Annotated in this window: 18 protein-coding genes; 8 read left to right on the top strand and 10 right to left on the bottom strand. The window is 64.2% G+C overall.

Going from position 1 to position 20248, the window contains the following annotated elements; all coding sequences use genetic code 11:
• Window positions 1–13: 13 nt before the first annotated feature.
• Both rssC and rssB read right to left on the bottom strand, forming a co-directional pair.
• The gene (gene rssC, locus ABX298_RS18945) at window positions 14–496 is read right to left on the bottom strand and encodes an anti-sigma factor antagonist RssC (protein WP_013971741.1); all 483 of its coding nucleotides are present in this window, start codon (window positions 494–496) and stop codon (window positions 14–16) included.
• Window positions 493–1677 carry a two-component system response regulator RssB gene (rssB, locus tag ABX298_RS18940; protein WP_015269551.1) on the bottom strand — a complete coding sequence of 395 codons (1185 nt, stop codon included), beginning with the start codon at window positions 1675–1677 and terminating at the stop codon, window positions 493–495. Before rssB ends, rssC begins: the two co-directional genes overlap by 4 nt.
• Window positions 1678–1947: 270 nt before the next feature.
• On the opposite strand from rssB, the gene ABX298_RS18935 reads away from it, so the two are divergent.
• Window positions 1948–2247: a PilZ domain-containing protein gene (locus ABX298_RS18935; RefSeq protein WP_075044226.1), complete on the top strand. Its 300-nt coding sequence runs from the start codon at window positions 1948–1950 to the stop codon at window positions 2245–2247.
• Between the two features lie 139 nt (window positions 2248–2386).
• Here the strand turns inward: ABX298_RS18935 and ABX298_RS18930 are convergent, their stop codons facing one another.
• A complete protein-coding gene (locus ABX298_RS18930) occupies window positions 2387–3094 on the bottom strand; it encodes a VacJ family lipoprotein (protein ID WP_137163349.1) in 708 nt (235 codons plus the stop codon).
• Window positions 3095–3294: 200 nt separating this feature from the next.
• Between ABX298_RS18930 and ABX298_RS18925 the strand changes: the two genes are divergently transcribed.
• Window positions 3295–3858, top strand: coding sequence for a phosphonoacetaldehyde phosphonohydrolase-related protein (locus ABX298_RS18925; protein WP_367393472.1), 564 nt, complete (start codon window positions 3295–3297; stop codon window positions 3856–3858).
• A 122-nt stretch (window positions 3859–3980) separates the two neighbouring features.
• On the top strand, window positions 3981–4244 hold the full coding sequence (locus ABX298_RS18920) for a DUF4404 family protein (protein ID WP_004376395.1): 264 nt from the start codon (window positions 3981–3983) through the stop codon (window positions 4242–4244).
• A gap of 146 nt (window positions 4245–4390) precedes the next feature.
• On the opposite strand, the gene queF is transcribed toward ABX298_RS18920, so the two are convergent.
• Window positions 4391–5221: an NADPH-dependent 7-cyano-7-deazaguanine reductase QueF gene (gene queF / locus ABX298_RS18915; RefSeq protein ID WP_367393471.1), complete on the bottom strand. Its 831-nt coding sequence runs from the start codon at window positions 5219–5221 to the stop codon at window positions 4391–4393.
• Between the two features lie 264 nt (window positions 5222–5485).
• Between queF and cinR the strand changes: the two genes are divergently transcribed.
• Entirely contained in the window at window positions 5486–6166 is a 681-nt protein-coding gene (gene cinR / locus ABX298_RS18910) for a two-component system response regulator CinR (RefSeq protein WP_025338336.1), read from the top strand.
• Window positions 6163–7515 (top strand): heavy metal sensor histidine kinase, encoded by a 1353-nt coding sequence (locus ABX298_RS18905; RefSeq protein ID WP_367393470.1) that lies wholly within the window; start codon window positions 6163–6165, stop codon window positions 7513–7515. The genes cinR and ABX298_RS18905 overlap by 4 nt, the downstream gene beginning before the upstream one ends.
• Window positions 7516–7656: 141 nt before the next feature.
• On the opposite strand, the gene ABX298_RS18900 is transcribed toward ABX298_RS18905, so the two are convergent.
• The 3 genes from ABX298_RS18900 to ABX298_RS18890 all read right to left on the bottom strand — a co-directional run bounded on the left by ABX298_RS18900 (window position 7657) and on the right by ABX298_RS18890 (window position 10901).
• On the bottom strand, window positions 7657–8898 hold the full coding sequence (locus ABX298_RS18900) for a lipoprotein-releasing ABC transporter permease subunit (RefSeq protein ID WP_015269544.1): 1242 nt from the start codon (window positions 8896–8898) through the stop codon (window positions 7657–7659).
• A 61-nt stretch (window positions 8899–8959) separates the two neighbouring features.
• Window positions 8960–9643: a lipoprotein-releasing ABC transporter ATP-binding protein LolD gene (gene lolD / locus ABX298_RS18895; protein WP_169774647.1), complete on the bottom strand. Its 684-nt coding sequence runs from the start codon at window positions 9641–9643 to the stop codon at window positions 8960–8962.
• Between the two features lie 7 nt (window positions 9644–9650).
• On the bottom strand, window positions 9651–10901 hold the full coding sequence (locus ABX298_RS18890; protein ID WP_015269543.1) for a lipoprotein-releasing ABC transporter permease subunit: 1251 nt from the start codon (window positions 10899–10901) through the stop codon (window positions 9651–9653).
• 93 nt (window positions 10902–10994) lie between these two features.
• Between ABX298_RS18890 and ABX298_RS18885 the strand changes: the two genes are divergently transcribed.
• Together ABX298_RS18885 and ABX298_RS18880 are read left to right on the top strand one after the other, a co-directional pair.
• On the top strand, window positions 10995–11579 hold the full coding sequence (locus ABX298_RS18885; protein ID WP_367393469.1) for a PilZ domain-containing protein: 585 nt from the start codon (window positions 10995–10997) through the stop codon (window positions 11577–11579).
• Window positions 11580–11610: 31 nt separating this feature from the next.
• Entirely contained in the window at window positions 11611–12333 is a 723-nt protein-coding gene (locus tag ABX298_RS18880) for a glycerophosphodiester phosphodiesterase (protein WP_015269542.1), read from the top strand.
• A 42-nt stretch (window positions 12334–12375) separates the two neighbouring features.
• Here the strand turns inward: ABX298_RS18880 and sthA are convergent, their stop codons facing one another.
• The 3 genes from sthA to ABX298_RS18865 form a co-directional block, all read right to left on the bottom strand.
• Window positions 12376–13770 (bottom strand): Si-specific NAD(P)(+) transhydrogenase, encoded by a 1395-nt coding sequence (gene sthA, locus ABX298_RS18875; protein ID WP_015269541.1) that lies wholly within the window; start codon window positions 13768–13770, stop codon window positions 12376–12378.
• Window positions 13771–13972: 202 nt separating this feature from the next.
• Window positions 13973–14971 (bottom strand): FAD:protein FMN transferase, encoded by a 999-nt coding sequence (locus ABX298_RS18870; protein ID WP_286101355.1) that lies wholly within the window; start codon window positions 14969–14971, stop codon window positions 13973–13975.
• A gap of 195 nt (window positions 14972–15166) precedes the next feature.
• On the bottom strand, window positions 15167–16630 hold the full coding sequence (locus ABX298_RS18865; RefSeq protein WP_031324543.1) for a glyceraldehyde-3-phosphate dehydrogenase: 1464 nt from the start codon (window positions 16628–16630) through the stop codon (window positions 15167–15169).
• A gap of 167 nt (window positions 16631–16797) precedes the next feature.
• Between ABX298_RS18865 and mfd the strand changes: the two genes are divergently transcribed.
• Window positions 16798–20247, top strand: coding sequence for a transcription-repair coupling factor (mfd, locus tag ABX298_RS18860; RefSeq protein ID WP_274079403.1), 3450 nt, complete (start codon window positions 16798–16800; stop codon window positions 20245–20247).
• The last annotated feature ends 1 nt before the right edge of the window (window position 20248 follow it).

Raw genomic sequence — 20248 nt, 5'->3', positions numbered from 1 at the left:
TACAGGCTGAAGATCAGGTCCGCTCCAGCGCATTGACCAGATCATGGAAGGCTTCGCGGTTGGAGTCGTTCAGGCCCATGAGGATCTTGTGCGCCTCCAGCACCTTGGAGCGCACCACGTCTTCGTTCTGGTCCTGGGACGGCAGGTCGGTCAGGCATTCCGGGCACGGGATCGGCCGATCGACGATGTTGAACACCTGATCGAAGCCCATCGACTGCAACAACCGGGAAATGTCAGGGTTGGTGGTGACCACGGTCGGCAACAGGCCCACCTTCTGGCGCGACAGGATCGACAGCTTGGCCAGCAGGCCCAGGGTGGTGCTGTCGATGCTCTCGGTTTCGGTCAGGTCGATGACAATCGCCGAGAAGTTCAACGCGGTGAAAATCTTCTCGATCGTCGCATCCAGCGCCGAACACAGGGTCAGGCGCACTTCACCGACGAATTTCAGGACGAAGGTACCGCTCTGCTCGGCGAACTGGATTCTACCGGTACTCATTGAAGGTTCCTGCTCAACACCAATAGGGCGATATCATCCGGCATCTCCCCAAGCGTAGCCAATCCAAATCGTTGACGCAGCCCATCCAGGCTGCCACCTGCTGCCCTGACGATTTCCGGCAGGGCGGTTTCTTTATCTTTGAGCGTGTCACCCGGCAAAAGGTCCAGAATGCCATCGGACATCAGGCTGAGGCTGAACTGCGGCGGCAGCTCCACCACCAGGTCCTGGTAGGTGGCCTCGTCGAACAGCCCCACCGGCAGACCGCGGCCTTCCAGGTAGCGGGTGTGCTCTGGGGTGTGCAGCACCGGCAGCGGCAGATGGCCGCCAACGGCGTAGGTCAGCAGTCCGGTGTCTTCATCGATCACCCCGCCAACCATGGTCACGTGCTTGCCCAGCTTGCAGTTGATCAGCCCGCGGTTGATGTGGCTGAGCACCTGCGAGGGTTTGAACTCGCGCATCTTGCTGCCGCGCTTGAATTCGAACAACAGCCGCGTGGTCATGAACTTCAGCAACACAGTGACAAACGCTGACGACGCGCCATGCCCGGAGACGTCGGCGAGATAGAAAGCGATGCGCCGTTCGTCCACCCGGAAGTAATCGGCAAAATCACCCGACAGGTACAGCGACGGAATGATCTGGTGCTCGAAGGCGAACTCGCCGGCCACCCAAGGGCTCTCCGGCAGCATGTTCATCTGCACCTGGCGGCCGGCGGTCTGATCCTCCTGCAACAGGTGCAGGCTGGCTTCCAGTTCGCGGTTGGCGGCTTCGAGCTTGTCGCGGTAGCGCTGGTTTTCCAGCACCAGGCGCGAGCGGTCGAGGGCGCGGCGCACCGAATGCTCGAGCACGGCCAGGTCTTCCAGCGGCTTGATCAGGTAGTCGGCAGCGCCCAGGCGCAACGCTTCCACCGCATCGCTCATGACGCCGGCACCGGACACCACGATCACCGGCAACTGCGGGGCGCGCTCGCTGACCTGGCGGATCAGTTCGAGGCCGCCCATCTGCGGCATGCGCAGATCGCAGATCACGAGGTCGGGCTGGTGTTCTTCGAAGACCTGAAGCCCCTGCTGGCCATTGCCGGCCTGGAGGACGCTGAAGCCACTGTCTTCAAGATAGGCGGCGAGGCTTGCACGGACCACGTCGTCGTCATCGATGATCAGCAGCGTTGCACTGGTTTTCTGCATGTGGGCGAACGGCGCCGATTTGGGTTGGTGCAGCGGTGTCGGCAAGGCAGACGGCCAGCTACGGGAATTCTTTGTGGTCACACTCTACTTGAGTTGTAGGACAAGAACACTTGCCCGGCAACTGTCAGAGGGACCTTGTAAGGCGCAGACGGTACTCCCATCCGGCAGGCGTTTCAAGCATGCAAAGGTTCACCTCGGCGCACTTTACAGGCCAAATCACCGGGAGTTATAAGAAAGTCGACCAGCGCAACCCGATGGGAAGGATGCAGCATGCCTCATACGCCCTCCAGCCATGACGAGAAACGCGATTTCATCCGCATGCGCATCGACACCGAGGTCAGCCTGCTGCACGCAGGCCAGGTGATCGCGGCAGTGTGCCTGGACCTGTCCAGCGGCGGCATGCAGGTGCAGGCACCGCAGCGCTTCCAGGTGGGAGACCATATCGAGGTACAGATCGAGTCCGACCACCCGGCACTCAAGGGGCTGCACGCCAGCACCGAAGTGGTGTGGATTGCCGACCAGCCGGGCGGGCAGCAGAAGTTCGGGTTGCGGATTCTGGCGATGCATTGATGGGCCCTGTGGGAGCGGCCTTGTGTCGCGAAAGGGCCGCAAAGCGGCCCCGGCAATACACGCGTGGATGCTGAGATCTAAGGCTGCTACGCAGCCCTTTCGCGACGCAAGGCCGCTCCCACAAAGAACCCGCGCAGGATCAGAAGTCGTCTTCGACCTCGCCATCCTTGACCTTGAACTCGCGGTTCTGCAGGTAGGCGTTGCGAATGAAGATGTACTTGTCACCCTGGATCAGCTTCTCGGCCGACAACAGGTCGGCGCGGGTGTCGATGATGTCCAGGGCGAAGATCGAATTGCGCGTCGGCACATGGTCGATGTAGCGGTAGGGTTCGGTATAGGTGTCCGGGTACTTGGCCACGCCGTCACGCACGGTGCTCGGGCCCAGCAGCGGGATGACCACATACGGGCCGCTCGGCACGCCCCAGTAGCCGAGGGTCTGGCCGAAGTCCTCGTCGTTGCGCTGCAGGCCCATCTTGGTACCCACGTCGAAGAAGCCGCCCAGGCCGAAGGTGGTGTTGACGATCAGCCGCGCCGTGTCCACGCCCGCAGCATGGGGTTTGAACTGCAGCAGGTCGTTGGCCAGGTTGGTCACGTCACCCAGGTTGCGGAAGATGTTGTGGATGCCATCTTCGAGGAACTGCGGGGTGACCGCCTGGTAGCCCTTGGCCAATGGCTTGAGGGCATAGGTGTCGAGGGTATCGTTGAAACGGAAGATCGGGCGGTTGACCGCTTCCCAGGGATCTTCCTCGGTGGCGGCCTGGGTGGCTGCCACGGGCGCCAGCAGCATGCTGGCGCAGACACAGGCCTGGGTGACTCGTTCGATCACACTGGCACCGATCCTACGCATAGGTGTTTCTCCATCGAATTTCTCGGCCGCAAGCGCAAACGGGTGCGCTGCTGTACGGCGGCAGTATAGAGGCTTGCGGGCTGATAAACAGCTTTACACATCTCTGCTCAATATTTTGTGAACAACTGTTGCGCGGTGCCCGTTGTCACAGGGCGGTAACAATCGCCGAATAGCCTGCGGACTATTTGAGGGAAGTTGCCATGGACGCTGCACCCGCCTTCACCGCTGTGCTGTTCGGCTTGCGCGGCTGCCTGGTTCAAGCCGCCAATGGCGCCCCCTCGCCCGCCCCCGGCGCCCTGGCCACCCTCGCCAGCCTGCGCCAGCGCCAGGTGCCGTGCATCTGGCTGGACGACCTCGGCGCCACCCAGAGCAAGCGCCTGGCGCACGTACTGCCCGCCTGGCTGCCGGGGCATTCGGTGAACGGCGTACGCTGGCCGGCGCCGAATGCCTGCTGGCAGGCCCTGATGACGCTGGACAGCCAACGCCTGGACGGCTGCGTGCTGGTCAGCGGCGACCCACGCCTGCTGCAGTCCGGCCTGAACGCGGGGTTGTGGACGGTAGGGCTGGCAGCCTGCAGCCCGTTCTGCGACCGCAGCTCGCGGCAATGGCAAGCCATGACCCAGCAGGAACAGGACCTGGCCCGTGGCAAGGCGACGCTGGAACTGTTCAGCCTGGGCGTGCACTCTGTCATCGACCACCTGGAAGCGCTGGACACCTGCCTGCAGGACATTGCCCAACGCCGGCGCAAGGGCGAAAAACCCTGATACAGCACCTTTGACGCGGATCATGCAAAGCAACGGCAGGTGGATTACGCTGAAGACAGGCCAGAACCTTTGCCGCTTCGCTGAGGTCCATGGCTTGCCAAGCCATTGATGGAGAACTGCCAATGCCTGCCCGCGAATTGCAAGAGCGCCTGAACAGCTTGCGCGAGCAACTGGATCGCAACGTGCCGCTTTCGGACGAAGAGCTGGCCGCGCTGCACGAAGAAGCGCGCCAGATCGAGGCGCAACTGAAGCTTGAGGAAGCCACGCCAGACAACAACCTGGTGGACGGCGTGAACCTGGCGATCGAACGCTTCGAGGCCGACCACCCCGACCTCACCGCCACCCTGCGCAGCATTGCCAACTCGCTGCACAGCATGGGGATCTAGAAATACTGGGGCCGCTTTGCGGCCCTATCGCGACACAAGGCCGCTCCTACAGATACAGCGCAAGATTTGAGGCTTGCGCTGTACCTGTAGGAGCGGCCTTGTGTCGCGATAGGGGCGCGAAGCGCCCCCCTGCGTACTTGCGAACCTTACTGCCGAACCAGGCGCTTGTTGTCCGGGCTGATCGCCCCCGTGCTGCGGTAAGGGTTGATATCCAGCCCACCCCGGCGCACATAGCGCGCATACACGGTCAAATGCTCCGGCTGCAGCAGGTTCTTCAAGTCCAGGTAGATCCGCTCCACACACTGCTCGTGGAAGTCGGCATGCTGGCGGAAGCTGATCAGGTAGGTCAGCAGGCTGGCATGGTCCAGCGCCCTGCCCTTGTACTCGACCACCACGCTGCCCCAGTCCGGCTGGCCGGTGACCGGGCAGTTGGACTTCAGCAGGTGGCTGTGCAGGGTTTCTTCCACCTGCCGCTCCGGGTTGCAGTGCAGCAGCTCTGGCTGTGGCTGTTCGTAGTTGCTGATGGCAACGTCCAGCGAATCGATGCACTGCCCCGGCAAGGCCACCACGCCTTGGGCCTCGACCTCGGCCAGGGTGCGCACTTTCACGCCGACCGGCTTGCCGGCGGCGGCGGACAGGTCTTTCTCCAGGCACGCCTGCAGTTCGCCAAGCGAGGCGAACACCGTCTGGTTCAATGAGTTCAGGTACAGCTTGAACGACTTGGACTCGATGATGTTCGGCGAATCGGCGGGGATGGCGAACTCGCCGATCGCCACCACCGGCTTGCCCGACGGCAGCAGCCAGCTCAGCTCGAAGCAGTTCCAGTAATCCACACCCTGCCACGGCAAGGTCTGGGCGGTAACGCCCAGCTCGGCCCACTTGGCGGTACGCGGAATCGGGAACAGCAGCTCCGGGGAATAGGTGGCAATGTATTCGCTGGACTTGCCCAGCGGGGAATGTTCGGCAGCGGGATGCATGGAAACTGACCTGAAGGTTCGAAATTGCCCCTAGTCTACCGGTTTTGCCCCCCGCCTTGGAGCGCAAGTCAGCGGGATTACATCTTCGTCAGTTTGGGGCGAGCGGGTGCATCGTCACGTATCATCTCAGCATCACCCAACCCCTGTGGGAGCGGGTTCACCCGCGAACACCGGCAAAGCCGGTGCCATGCACCGTGTTGAATTCTTCGCGGGTAAACCCGCTCCCACAGGGTTTTGTGCCGTTTGCTGGAGTCAATTCACCCAATGAAACTGCTGATCGTCGAAGACCAGGCCCGTACCGGCCAGTACCTGAGCCAGGGCCTGAACGAGGCCGGCTTCGCCACCGAACTGGCCACCGACGGCGAGACCGGCCAGTTCCTCGCCCTGACCGGCGACCACGACCTGCTGATTCTCGACGTGATGCTGCCCGGCCGTGACGGCTGGCAGATCCTCCAGGCCGTGCGCCAGGCCGGCCTGGACACCCCGGTGCTGTTTCTCACCGCCCGCGATGCCGTGGAAGACCGGGTGCACGGCCTGGAATTGGGCGCCGATGATTACCTGGTCAAGCCGTTCGCCTTCTCCGAACTGCTGGCGCGAGTACGCAGCCTGCTGCGCCGGGGCACCAGCCCCAGCCAGGACACCACCCTGGGCCTGGCCGACCTGCGCCTGGACCTGATCCGCCGCCGCGCCGAGCGCGCCGGCCAGCGCATCGACCTGACCGCCAAGGAGTTCGCCCTGCTTGAACTGCTGCTGCGCCGCCAGGGCGAGGTGCTGCCCAAATCGCTGATCGCCTCGCAGGTGTGGGACATGAATTTCGACAGCGACACCAATGTGATCGAAGTGGCGATCCGCCGCCTGCGCCTGAAGATCGACGACCCGCACCCCAACAAGCTGATCCATACCGTACGCGGCATGGGCTATGTACTCGAAGAGCGTACTGAGTGATGCGTCGGGTCTCCCTCGGCAGCCGCCTGGCCCTGCTGTTCGCCGCCTGCACCGCCGCTGTCTCGCTCGGCGCCGGCCTGATATTCAGCCGGGCCAGCGAGCAGCACTTCGTCGAACTGGACCAGCAACTGCTGGACTCGCGCCTGTCGCTGTTCCGCACCCAGCTGGCCGGCATCACCACGCCGGCCGAGCTGCAGGCGCGCCTGCCCGCCTTGCGCGATGAACTGGGCCACCAGGCCGACCTGGCCCTGCGCATCAACGGCAGCGACGGCGCCACCTGGTTCGAAAGCCGTACAGGCCTGCCGCGGACGCCACTGCCCGACGGGCTGGCAACCCTGCATGCGCAAGGCACCGACTACCGCAGCCTGGCCGTGCACCTGGCGCAAGGCGCCCCGCAGTCGCCACAACTGACCCTGTACCTCGACATCACCCATCACCAGCACTTCCTGCAGGGCATGCAGCGGCTGATCTGGCTGACGGTGGGCCTGTCGGCGCTGGCCACGGCACTGCTCGGTGCCTGGGCTGCACGCCGCGGGCTGCGACCGTTGCGGCAGATGGGCCAGGTGGCTGCCAGCGTATCGGCGCGCTCGCTCACCACACGCCTGCCGGTGGCACAGATGCCCGAAGAGCTGGCCGAGCTGGCGACGACCATGAACGCCATGCTGCAGCGCCTGGACGATGCCTTCCAGCGCCTGTCGGCATTCTCCGCCGACATCGCCCACGAGCTGCGCACGCCGCTGTCCAACCTTCTGACCCACACCCAGGTCACCCTCACCCGCCCGCGCAGCCTCGAAGAGTACCGCGAAGCCCTGCACGGCAACCTCGAGGAGCTGCAATGGATGGCGCAGATGATCAACGACATGCTGTTCCTGGCCAAGGCCGACCATGGCCTGCTGGTGCCGGGGCAAGCACCGCTGGTGCTGCATGAGGAGGTGGATGCGCTGCTGGAGTACTACGCGCCGCTGGCAGAGGACAGCGGCGTGCAGATGCTGCGCGAGGGTGAGGCGCTGCTGCAGGGCGACCGGCATATGCTGCGCCGGGCGCTGTCCAACTTGCTGGACAATGCCTTGCGCTTCACCCCGGCGGGAGGGCTGATACAGGTGACATTGGGGCCAGGGCCGAGGATCGGCGTGGCCAATACCGGGGCGGCTATCGAGCCGGCGGTGTTACCACGGTTGTTCGACCGCTTCTACCGGGTGGACCCGGCGCGGCGGGAAGGCAGTAGCGAGCATGCCGGGTTGGGGTTGGCGATTACCCGGTCGATCGTGCAGGCCCATGGCGGGAGCATTCGGGCGCAATGCGAGGATGGGTGGACGCGGTTTTTGATCGAGTTCACTCAGGATCGGTGAAACTGGGGCTGCTTCGCAGCCCATCGCGACACAAGGCCGCTCCCACAGGGATCGCGTCAGCTTGGCCAATTCGCGATACTTGTGGGAGCGGCCTTGTGTCGCGAAAGGGGCGCAAAGCGCCCCCAGACTCTCAGGTAAACATCAAACTGCCAGGCCAATCGCCGGCTGCACCTGCGATGCCCGATAAGCCGGGTAAATGGTCGCCAGGAAGCTCATCACCAACCCGGCAGTGCAGATGATCGCCACATCGCCCCACTGCAACTGCGACGGCAAGCTGCTGACGAAGTACACATCCGAAGTAAAGATGTGCTGCCCGCTCACCCGCTCCAGCCAACCGACGATCTGGCTGACGTTGAACGCTGCAACCACCCCAAGCACGCCACCGATCAGCGTCCCGACAATGCCGATCAGGCTGCCCTGGACCATGAACGTGCCCATGATCTGCGCCGGCGTGGCGCCCAGGGTACGGAGGATGGCGATGTCCGGGCCCTTGTCGTTCACCACCATCACCAGGGTGGCGATGATGTTGAACGCCGCCACCGCGATGATCATCAGCAACAGCAGGCCGATCATGGTCTTTTCCATCTTCATGGCGCTGAACAGGCTGCCCTGGGTATGCGACCAGTCATCGGCACGGTAGGCATCGCCCAGCCCGGCAGCGATGGCCTTGGACACCTGCGGCGCGGCATACAGGTCGTGCAGTTTCAGGCGCACGCCCTGCACCTGGCCCGGCGCCCAGCGCTGCATGGCGCCGGCATCGTCCACGTGGATGTAAGCCTGCGAGCCGTCCAGCTCGGCGCCGACCTTGAAGATGCCGACCACGGTCAGGCGCTGCATGCGCGGGGTGATGCCGCCCGGCTCCTTGCTGATTTCCGGCACGATCAGGGTCAGTTTGTCGCCGGTATTCAGGCGGAAGCGCCGCGCGGTCAGCTCACCGATGACCACGCCGAACTCACCCGGCTGCAGGTCCTGCAGGCGGCCCTGGACGATATGCTGGCCGACGATCGAGACCTTGCCCTCTTCAGCCGGGTCGATACCGCCTACCTGGATCGGCTGCATCGCGCCCTTGTACGACAGCATGCCTTCCATTTCGGTAATCGGCGCCGCCGCCATCACCGCCGGGTCGCGCATGGCCGCGTCGGCCACCTTGTGCCAGTCGTCCAGCGGCTGCACGCCGAGGATGGCGGCATGCGGCACCAGGCCGAGGATGCGCGAACTCATTTCGCGCTGGAAGCCATTCATCACCGACAGCACCACGATCATCGCCAGCACGCCCAGCGACAGGCCGATCATCGAGGTCATCGAGATGAACGAGATGAAGTGGTTGCGGCGCTTGGCTCGGGTGTAGCGCGCGCCGATGAAGATGGGCAAGGGTCTGAACATGTACGAAATCACCCAATGAAAACAGGAAAACGGGGCGGCACCGGCCACCCCGTGCAGTCGATCAGATCGCCACCAGGTGGCCGTCGTCGAGCTTCAATACACGGTCCATCTGGCGCGCCAGGTTGAGGTCGTGGGTGACCACTAGGAACGCCGTGCGCGACGCGCTGGACAGTTCCTGCATCAACTCCTGGATGCCCTGGGCGGTGTGGTGGTCGAGGTTGCCGGTCGGCTCGTCGAGCATTACCAGGCCGGGGCGGTTGACCAGTGCCCGGGCAATCGCCACCCGCTGGCGTTCACCACCGGACAGCTCGGCCGGCTTGTGGTTGAAGCGGTGGGCCAGGCCCACGCGCTTGAGCAGCGCCTCGGCACGCTCACGGGCCTCGGGGATGGGCGTGCGGCCGATCAGCAATGGCATGCACACGTTCTCGATGGCAGTGAATTCCGGCAGCAGGTGGTGGAACTGGTAGACAAAGCCCAGCTCGCGGTTGCGCAGCAGGCCACGGGCACGCTCGCCCAGCGCCGACAGCTCCTCGCCGGCCAGCCAGACGCTGCCCTGGGTCGGCCGGTCGAGGCCGCCCAGCAGGTTGAGCAAGGTACTCTTGCCCGAGCCGGAGCTACCCACGATGGCTACCCGCTCACCGGCATGCAGCTCGAGGTTGAGCCCCGACAGCACCTGCACCGATTCCGGGCCCTCGTCGTAGGACTTGCCCAGGTTGCGGCAACTCAGAACGGCTTTATCACTCATGCGCGACTCACTCATAACGTAGCGCCTCTGCAGGCTGGGTGCGGGCCGCACGCCAGGCCGGGTACAGGGTGGCGAAGAAACTCAGGACCAGCGCCGCACCGCAGACCATGTACACGTCCTGGGCCTGGATCTGCGACGGCAGGTAATCGATGAAATACACGTCGGCGTTGAGGAACTTGTGCCCGATCAGTTTCTCGATGCCGGCGATCACCGCGCTCACGTTCAGCGCAGCGACGATCCCGACCACGGCGCCGATCAGGGTACCGATCACCCCGATCACCGTGCCCTGGACCATGAAGATGAGCATGATCTGCCCGGGCGTGGCGCCCAGGGTACGCAGGATGGCGATGTCGCCACGCTTGTCGTTGACCACCATCACCAGGGTGGAAATGATGTTGAACGCCGCCACCGCCACGATCAGCAGCAACAGCAGGCCGATCATGGCCTTTTCCATGCGGATTGCCTGGTACAGGTTGCCGTGGGTACGGGTCCAGTCACGGCTGTAGAATTCTTGGTCACCCAGGCGCTGGGCGATGTCCCAGGCCACCCGTGGCGCCTGGAACAGGTCGTCGAACTTCAGGCGCAGGCCCTGGACCTGGTCGGGCTTCCAGCGGTGCAGGCGGGACAGGTCGCTGATGTTGGTCAGGCCCAGGTAGCCGTCGATCTCGCCCGCGCCCACGTGGAAGGTGCCGACCACGGTGAAGCGCTTCATGCGCGGGAACATGCCGGCCGGGGTCACGCTGACCTCGGGGGCGACGAAGGTGAGCTTGTCGCCGATGCCCACGCCCAGCTTGGCCGCGGCCTTGTCGCCGATCATGATGCCCCACTCGCCCGGCGCCAGCTGGTCGAGGCGGCCTTGCAGGACGAACTTGTCGATGATCGACACTTCGCGCTCGCGGGCCGGGTCGATGCCGTTGAGCAGCACCTTCTGCACCTTGCCTTCATGGGTCAGCAGGCCCTGCATCTGGGTGAAAGGCGCAACCGCCACCACCTGCGGATTCTGCTTTACTTGTTGGGCAAGGGCCGGCCAGTCGGCAATGGGCTGGCCGCTCTCCAGCGTGGCATGCGGGATCATGCCCAACACGCGGGTGCGCATCTCGTGGTCGAAACCGTTCATCACCGAGAGCACCACGATCATCACCACCACGCCCAGGGCGAGGCCGATCATCGAGGTCAGGGAAATGAACGAGACGAAGTGATTGCGACGTTTGGCACGGGTATAACGCGTGCCGATGAATGCGAAAAGAGGTCTGAACATGTCGGGGCTTGTTCGGATGAAAGGGAACGTCCTTGTGGCGAGGCGCCTACGGCGGCTTTACACTCGGACCACCGCCGCTACCTTGGGTTCGCCATGACGACATTAGACGAAGAAGATCGCCGCGAATACTACCGCATCGAAGATCGGATCGCACTTCAAATCAGCCCCCTCAGCGCGGCCGAAGCCCTTGACCCAGATGTGTTGCAAGATGATTCGCCACTATTCAACCTGCTCAGCGAACTGCACCTGTCCGACTTCGAGTCGCAGCACCTGCTGCGCCAGCTGAGTGAAAAGGACCGCACCCTCGCCGCCTTCCTGCGCGCGCAGAACAAACGCCTCGACCTGCTTAGCGCGGTGGTTGCCCAGACCCTTATCGGCGAAGTTGGCCAGCCCCAGCCGGTGATCATCTCCGAGGGCGGCATCGAATTCGCGCAAGCCACAGCGGTGGCCCCCGGCACCCGAGTCAAGGTGAAGATGGTGCTTATGCCGCGCGCCCATGGCCTGCTGCTGCGCGGCAAGATCACCCATTGCGACCCGCGCCCGGAGGGCGGCTTCGAGGTCGGCACCGAATTCACCGACATGACCGACGCCCAACGGCAACTGCTGGCTCGCTACATCCTGCAGCGCCAGCAGCAGCAACGGCGCCAGCAGCTGGAACAGAACGACCCCGCCTCCTGAGCCCATTTTTCTCTGATTTGAAGGAACGAACGTGACCCTGATCTACGGCCACCGCGGCGCCAAGGGCGAAGCGCCCGAGAACACCCTGAAGAGCTTCCAGCAATGCCTCGCCCATGGCGTGACCCGCTGCGAGCTGGACCTGCACCTGTCGGCCGACAACGAGCTGATGGTGATCCATGACCCCACCCTCAAGCGCACCACCGGCAAACGCGGCAAGGTGGTCGAGCACCCGGCCGCCGAGCTGGTCAAGATCGATGCCCGCAAAGGCGGCCCGGGCCACGTCCAGCCCTGCCCGATCCCGAAACTGGAAGAACTGTTCGAGAAATGCCCGTTCGAGCACTGGCAGCTGGAGGTGAAAAGCGCCTCGCGCACCCGTGCCGCCACCACCGTGCTGGCAATCCGCGAACTGGCCCAGCAGTACGGCCTGCTGGACAAGGTGACCATCACCTCCAGCTCACGCGAAGTGCTGGGTGCCGCCCTGGAGCTGGTGCCGGACGTCAAGCGCGGGCTGGTGGCCGAATACGCCTGGCTCGACCCGCTGAAGGTGGCACAGAACTACGGCTGCGAGCTGCTGGCATTGAACTGGACACTGTGCACCCCCGAGCGCCTGCTCAAAGCCCAGGGCCAGGGTTTGCACGTGTCGGTGTGGACGGTCAACGAACCGGCACTGATGCGCCGGCTCGCTGATTTTGGCGTGGACAGCCTGATTACAGACTTTCCCGGTTTGGCCAAGACCACCCTCGGGCAGGGTTGAAATCGGTCTCTCCGACCGGCTCAGGCCACCGGTCGGAGCCGCTCAAAAAAGCCGGTTCAGGCCGTCGTAGGCAGCTACCCGATAGGCTTCGGCCATGGTCGGGTAGTTGAACGTGGTGTTGACGAAGTACTTCAGGTTGTTCTGCTCACCCGGCTGGTTCATGATCGCCTGGCCGATGTGGACGATCTCCGAAGCCTGGTAGCCGAAGCAGTGCACGCCAAGGATTTCCAGGGTTTCGCGGTGGAACAGGATCTTCAGCATGCCCTGCGGCTCACCGGCGATCTGCGCGCGCGCCATGCCCTTGAAGAAGGCCTTGCCCACTTCGTACGGCACCTTGGCCTGGGTCAGTTCCTGTTCGTTGCGGCCGATCGAGCTGATCTCCGGAATGGTGTAGATGCCGGTCGGCACGTCGTTGACGAACCGCCAGCTGCCATTATCCACGATGCTGCCAGCGGCAGAGCGGCCCTGGTCATGAGCGGCACTGGCCAGGCTCGGCCAGCCAATCACGTCGCCGGCACCGTAGATGTTCGGCACGCTGGTGCGGTAGGCCTCGTCGACCTCGATCTGGCCGCGGCTGTTGACCTTGATACCGATGTTTTCCAGGCCCAGCTTGTCGGTGTTGCCGGTACGGCCGTTGCACCACAGCAAGGCGTCGGCCTTGATCTTCTTGCCCGACTTCAGGTGCAGGATCACCCCGTTGTCCAGGCCTTCGACGCGCTCATACTCTTCGTTGTGGCGCACGGTGATGTTGTTGTTGCTGAAGTGGTAGCTCAGCGCCTGGGAAATTTCCGAGTCGAGGAAGCTCAGCAACTGGCCACGGTTGTCCACCAGCTCTACCAATACACCCAGGCCGCTGAAAATCGAGGCGTATTCGCAACCGATCACGCCGGCACCGTACACGATCAGCTTGCGTGGGGTGTGGCTGAGGCTGAGGATGGTGTCGCTGTCGTAGACGCGCGGGTGGTGGAAGTCGATGTCGGCCGGGCGGTACGGGCGCGAGCCGGTGGCGATGATGATGTGTTTGGCGTTGAGCTTTTCCACCACACCGTTCGGGCAGACCACTTCGACGGTCTGCTCGTCGGCGAAGCTGCCGGTGCCGAAGAACACGTCCACGCGGTTACGCGCGTAGTAGCCGGTGCGCGACGCTACCTGCTTGGCGATGACCTTCTCGGCGCTTTTCAGCACGTCCGGGAACGAGAACCAGCGCGGCTCACCGATGGCACGGAACATCGGGTTGGTGTTGAACTGCATGATCTGCCGCACCGAGTGACGCAGTGCCTTGGACGGGATGGTGCCCAGGTGGGTGCAGTTGCCCCCGACCTGGCGACGGCTATCGACCATCGCCACCTTGCGCCCTGCTTTGGCGGCGTTCATTGCCGCACCTTCTCCGGCCGGGCCGGAACCCAGCACCACTACGTCGTAGTTGTAGACAGCCATGCGTACTCCTTCAGAACTGGCCCGCAAGCCACGGTCGCTCGCGGGGCGCGATCATGCCGCCGGGGCGTCATGAGAAAATTCGGGTGCAGTCTAATCAAGCGTGAACGCCGCGCACATTAACCCTTGGTCGCGTCGTAGGCCAATTTTGCCCGCACTACATGTGTGAACCATTCCCTGGCGGCGATCATCCCTGCTTGCGCTTTCATTCGCCTTTCACTGCCCGTTCGAATGCGGGCGTAGCTCGGGAGACGAAGCCACCCTCGGCCCGAGTCACCAATACCGCGGCCAGGTCATGCGCCACGGCAAAATCCCAGCCACGTTCCGGGCCCAGGATCAATAGCAGCGTCGAATAGCCGTCGGCCTGCAGCGCCGAGGCATCGAGCACGGTGACCGCGGCCAGGTCGTGCTGCACCGGGCGCCCGAGGCGGGCATCGAAGGTGTGCGAATAGCGCCGGCCATTCTCCTCGAAATAGTGCCGATAGTCACCCGAGGTTGATACTGAAAGGCCATTGACCGGGATGATCTGGCGGGCTATCTGGCGATCTTCGCGGGGCAGCTCCAGGGCGATGCGCCAGGGGCTGCCATCGGGCTTGCGGCCGGCGGCCTTGAGCTCGCCGGTGGCTTCGGCGACAAAGCTGGCCACGCCCATGGCCTGCAGGCGCGCGGCGATCAGGTCGACGGCATGGCCGGCGGCGATGCTGTTGAAGTCGAGTTGTACCGGGGCGTCCTTGCACAGGGCCTGGCCGTCGATGTGCAAGTGCCGGTAGCCCACGCGCTGGCGCACCTGGGCCAGGGCCAGCGGGTCGGGCACCTGCTCGTGACGGGCCTGGGGGCCGAAGCCCCACAGGTCGAGCAACGGTTCGACGGTAAGGTCGAAGGCGCCGCCGCTCTGCTCGGCCAGGTGCTGACCAAGGCTGACCAGTTCGAGCATGTCGGGCGGCAGGACCTGGCACTGGTTGGCGGGCAACTGGTTGAAACGGCTGACGGTGGAGTCGCCGCGGTAGGTCGAGTAATGCTGGTCGATGTCGTGCAGGATGGTTTCGACTGCCGCCTGCACCTGGACCGGCGCCGGGCCGCCGGGTTCGCGCACGTACTGGATGCTGTAGCTGCTGCCCATGGTCGGGCCGCCCAGACGCTCCAGGGTGGGGCCCTGATTGCAGGCGGTGAGCAGCATGAGGATGAACAGCAAGGCTGTGCGCAAGGTTCGGGCTCTCGATTACCTGTACTGGCCTCTTCGCGGGTAAACCCGCTCCCACAGGTATACCACTGCCCTCACGGACGACGCGGCCCTGTGGGAGCGGGTTTACCCGCGAAGAGGCCGGCACAGACAACAAAAATTCTGGATAAAAAAACGGGAACCCGAAGGTTCCCGTTTTTTCATTGCCTTACAAGCGTATCAGTGCGGAAACGCTGGCGGGTTCACACCGGCCATCTCTTCCATCACACGAACCACCTGGCAGCTGTAACCGAATTCGTTGTCGTACCAGACGTACAGAACAACGCGGTTGTCGTTGCAGATGGTCGCTTCGGCGTCAACCACACCGGCGTGGCGCGAACCGACGAAGTCGGTCGAAACCACTTCCTGCGAGCTGACGTAATCGATCTGCTTGTGCAGTTCCGAGTGCATGGCGGTCTGGCGCAGGTACTCGTTGATCTCGTCGCGGCTGGTGGCCTTCTCGAGGTTCAGGTTGAGGATGGCCATCGAAACGTTCGGCGTCGGTACGCGAATGGCGTTGCCGGTCAGCTTGCCCTTCAGCACTGGCAGTGCCTTGGCGGCAGCAGTGGCGGCGCCGGTTTCGGTGATGACCATGTTCAGCGGCGCGGCACGGCCACGGCGGCTGCCCTTGTGGAAGTTGTCGATCAGGTTCTGGTCGTTGGTGAACGAGTGAACGGTTTCGACGTGGCCGTTGACGATGCCGTACTGGTCGTTGATGGCCTTGAGCACCGGCACGATGGCGTTGGTGGTGCAGGAAGCGGCCGAGATGATCTTGTCATCGGCAGCGATGTCACCGTGGTTGATGCCGTGCACGATGTTCTTCAGCGCGCCCTTGCCAGGTGCGGTGAGGATCACGCGGGCAGCGCCCGGGCAGGCCAGGTGCTGGCCCAGGCCGTCGGCATCACGCCATACGCCGGTGTTGTCGACGATCAGCGCGTTTTCGATGCCGTACTGGGTGTAGTCGACTTCGCTCGGGCTCTTGGCGTAGATAACCTGGATCAGGTTGCCGTTGGCGGTGATGGTGTTGTTGGCTTCGTCGATGGTGATGGTGCCATCGAACGGGCCGTGCACCGAGTCACGGCGCAGCAGGCTGGCACGCTTGACCAGGTCGTTCTCGGCGCCCTTGCGCACGACGATGGCGCGCAGGCGCAGGCCGTCGCCGCCACCGGTCTTCTCGATCAGGATGCGCGCCAGCAGGCGGCCGATGCGGCCGAAGCCGTACAGGACAACGTCGGTGCCCTTGCGCGCCGAAGCGTTCTGCTGGCCAACCACCTCGGCCAGTTCTTCACGGACGAACTGCTCGGCAGTGCGGCCATTGCCTTCCTGCTTGAACTTGTTGGCCAGCTTGCCCAGGTCGACCGAAGCGGCGCCCAGTTTCAGCTCGCTCATGGCCTTGAGCAGGGGGAATGTCTCGTGGACGGACAGTTCGGTTTCGTCGGCTTGACGATGACGCGCAAAGCGGTGCGCCTTGAGGATCGAGATAACCGAACGGTTGATCAGGCTACGGCCATAAATCGAGCTCACCACGTTGTTGTTGCGGTAGAGCTGACCGATAAGCGGGATCATCGCTTCAGCCAGGGCTTCACGATCGATCCACTCACCAAGACACTGGTCGGGCTTCTGAGTCACGGGAACCTTCCACATGTAGGGACAGAAAAAAGGGGCTACATTATGACGCCCCAACGCGTTACGGGCAATGAGCGCCTGTCGCGGCCACGCAAGCCAGCGTTCAGGCCCTTTCGAGCCTGACAGCCGGCACCGTCACCGGTACAATCGATCTCTTTGCCGCAACGCTTGGAGTGCAATCTCCCGTGTCAGTTCTGCGCCTACCGCAAATGTCGGCCACGGCCGGCAAACAAACCTGGGGCAATCTACCCGGTGCCGCCCTCAGCCTGGCCATCGCCGAGGCCGCCAGCAGCGCGGGCCGCTTCACTTTGCTGCTGACTGCCGACAGCCAGGCTGCCGATCGTCTGGAACAGGAACTTCGCTTCTTTGCCCCGGACCTGCCGGTGCTGCCGTTCCCCGATTGGGAAACCCTGCCCTACGACCTGTTCTCGCCGCACCAGGACATCATTTCCCAGCGCATCGCCAGCCTCTACCGCCTGCCGGAGCTGAGCCACGGCATCCTCGTGGTGCCGATCACCACCGCCCTGCACCGCCTGGCGCCGACCCGCTTCCTGCTGGGCAGCAGCCTGGTGCTGGACGTGGGCCAGACCATCGATGTGGAGCAGATGCGCCTGCGCCTGGAGGCCAGTGGCTATCGCTGCGTCGACACCGTCTACGAGCATGGCGAGTTCGCCGTGCGCGGCGCGCTGATCGACCTGTTCCCGATGGGCAGCAAGCTGCCCTACCGCATCGACCTGTTCGATGACGAGATCGAGACGCTGCGCACCTTCGACCCCGAGACCCAGCGCTCGATCGACAAGGTGGATTCGGTGCGCCTGCTGCCGGCGCGCGAGTTCCCGATGCAGAAAGAGGAAGTGACCCGTTTCAAGGCGCGCTTCCGCGAACGCTTCGATGTCGATTTCCGCCGCAGCGCGATCTTCCAGGACCTGGCCAGCGGCATCATCCCCGCCGGCATCGAGTACTACCTGCCGCTGTTCTTCGAAGAAACCTCGACCCTGTTCGACTACCTGCCGGCCGACACCCAGGTGTTCTCGCTGCCCGGCGTGGAACAGGCCGCCGAACACTTCTGGAACGACGTGCGCGGGCGTTATGAAGACCGCCGTGGCGACCTGAGCCGGCCGCTGCTGCCACCGGCCGAACTGTTCCTGCCGGTGGAAGACTGCTTCGCCCGGCTCAAGCAATGGCCACGGGTAGTGGTCAGCACCGAAGACCTCGACCCGGGCGTGGGCCGCGAGCGCTTCCCGGCGCGCCCCCTGCCCAACCTGGCAATCGAGGCCAAGGCCAACCAGCCCCTGGCCGAACTGGCCAATTTCCTCGACCAGTTCCCTGGCCGAGTGTTGTTCACCGCCGAATCGGCAGGCCGGCGCGAAGTGCTGCTGGAGCTGCTCGAACGGCTGAAACTGCGCCCGCATACCGTCGACGGCTGGGCCGACTTCATCACCGGCAACGAACGCCTGGCAATCACCATCGCCCCGCTGGACGAAGGCCTGCTGCTGGACGACCCAGCCATCGCCCTGGTCGCCGAAAGCCCGCTGTTCGGCCAGCGGGTCATGCAGCGCCGGCGCCGCGACAAGCGCGGCGAAACCGCCAACGACGCAGTGATCAAGAACCTGACCGAGCTGCGCGAAGGCGCGCCGGTGGTGCACATCGACCATGGCGTGGGCCGCTACCTGGGCCTGGCCACCCTGGAAATCGACGGCCAGGCCGCCGAATTCCTCACCCTGGAATACGCCGAGGGCGCCAAGCTGTACGTGCCGGTGGCCAACCTGCACCTGATCGCCCGCTACACCGGCAGCGACGATGCCCTGGCACCGCTGCACCGGCTGGGCTCGGAGGCCTGGCAGAAGGCCAAGCGCAAGGCCGCCGAACAGGTGCGCGACGTGGCCGCCGAACTGCTCGACATCTATGCCCGCCGCGCCGCGCGCAAGGGCTATGCATTTGCCGACCCGTCCGCCGACTACGCCACCTTCAGCGCCGGCTTCCCGTTCGAGGAAACCCCGGACCAGCAGGCTGCCATCGAAGCGGTGCGCGCCGACATGCTGGCGCCCAAGCCGATGGACCGGCTGGTGTGCGGCGACGTCGGCTTCGGCAAGACCGAAGTGGCCATGCGCGCGGCATTCATTGCCGTGCACAGCGGCCGCCAGGTGGCCGTGCTGGTGCCCACCACCCTGCTCGCCCAGCAGCACTACAACAGCTTCCGCGACCGCTTTGCCGACTGGCCGGTGACCGTGGAGGTGATGAGCCGCTTCAAGTCGGCCAAGGAAGTGGCCAACGCCGCCGCCGATCTGGCCGAAGGCAAGATCGACATCCTCATCGGCACCCACAAGCTGCTGCAGGACGATGTACGCTTCAAGGACCTGGGCCTGGCCATCATCGACGAAGAGCACCGCTTTGGCGTGCGCCAGAAGGAACAGCTCAAGGCCCTGCGCAGCGAGGTGGACATCCTCACCCTCACCGCCACGCCGATCCCGCGTACGCTGAACATGGCGGTGGCGGGCATGCGCGACCTGTCGATCATCGCCACGCCGCCGGCGCGCCGCCTGTCGGTACGCACCTTCGTCATGGAGCAGAACAAGAGCACGGTCAAAGAGGCGCTGCTGCGCGAGCTGCTGCGCGGTGGCCAGGTGTACTACCTGCACAACGATGTGAAAACCATCGAGAAATGCGCCGCCGACCTTGCCGAACTGGTGCCAGAGGCGCGCATCGGCATCGGCCACGGGCAGATGCGCGAGCGCGAGCTGGAACAGGTGATGAGCGACTTCTACCACAAGCGCTTCAACGTGCTGGTGGCCTCGACCATCATCGAAACCGGTATCGACGTGCCCAGCGCCAACACCATCGTCATCGAGCGTGCCGACAAGTTCGGCCTGGCCCAGCTGCACCAGCTGCGCGGCCGTGTTGGCCGCAGCCACCACCAGGCCTACGCCTACCTGCTGACGCCAACCCGACAGAAGGTCAGTGCCGACGCCGAAAAACGCCTGGAGGCGATCGCCAACACCCAGGACCTCGGCGCCGGCTTCGTGCTGGCCACCAACGACCTGGAGATTCGCGGCGCCGGCGAGCTGCTGGGCGAAGGCCAGAGCGGGCAGATCCAGGCGGTGGGCTTTACCCTGTACATGGAAATGCTCGAGCGCGCGGTCAAGGCGATCCGCAAGGGCACCCAGCCCAACCTTGAGCAGCCGCTGGGCGGCGGCCCGGAAATCAACCTGCGCCTGCCGGCACTGATCCCCGAGGACTACCTGCCCGACGTGCATGCGCGGCTGATCCTGTACAAGCGCATTGCCTCGGCTGCCGACGAAGAAGGCCTCAAGGACCTGCAGGTGGAAATGATCGACCGCTTCGGCCTGCTGCCCGAGCCGACCAAGAACCTGATGCGCCTGACCTCGCTCAAGCTGCACGCGGAAAAGCTCGGCATCAAGAAAGTCGACGCCGGCCCCAACGGCGGCAAGATCGAGTTCGAGGCCGAGACCCCGGTCGACCCGCTGACCCTGATCAAGCTGATCCAGGGCCAGCCCAAACGCTACAAGTTCGAAGGCGCCACCCAGTTCCGCTTCCTGGTACCCATGGAACGCCCCGACGAACGCTTCAATAACCTGGAGGCGCTGTTCGAGCGCCTGACCCCACAGCCTGCCTAAG

The sequence above is a fragment of the Pseudomonas sp. X4 genome, assembly GCF_040784925.1.
GTDB classification, from domain to species: Bacteria; Pseudomonadota; Gammaproteobacteria; order Pseudomonadales; family Pseudomonadaceae; genus Aquipseudomonas; species Aquipseudomonas putida_Z.
Note: the sequence above shows the minus strand (reverse complement) of the source record. Positions and strands in the feature narration are given on the sequence as shown.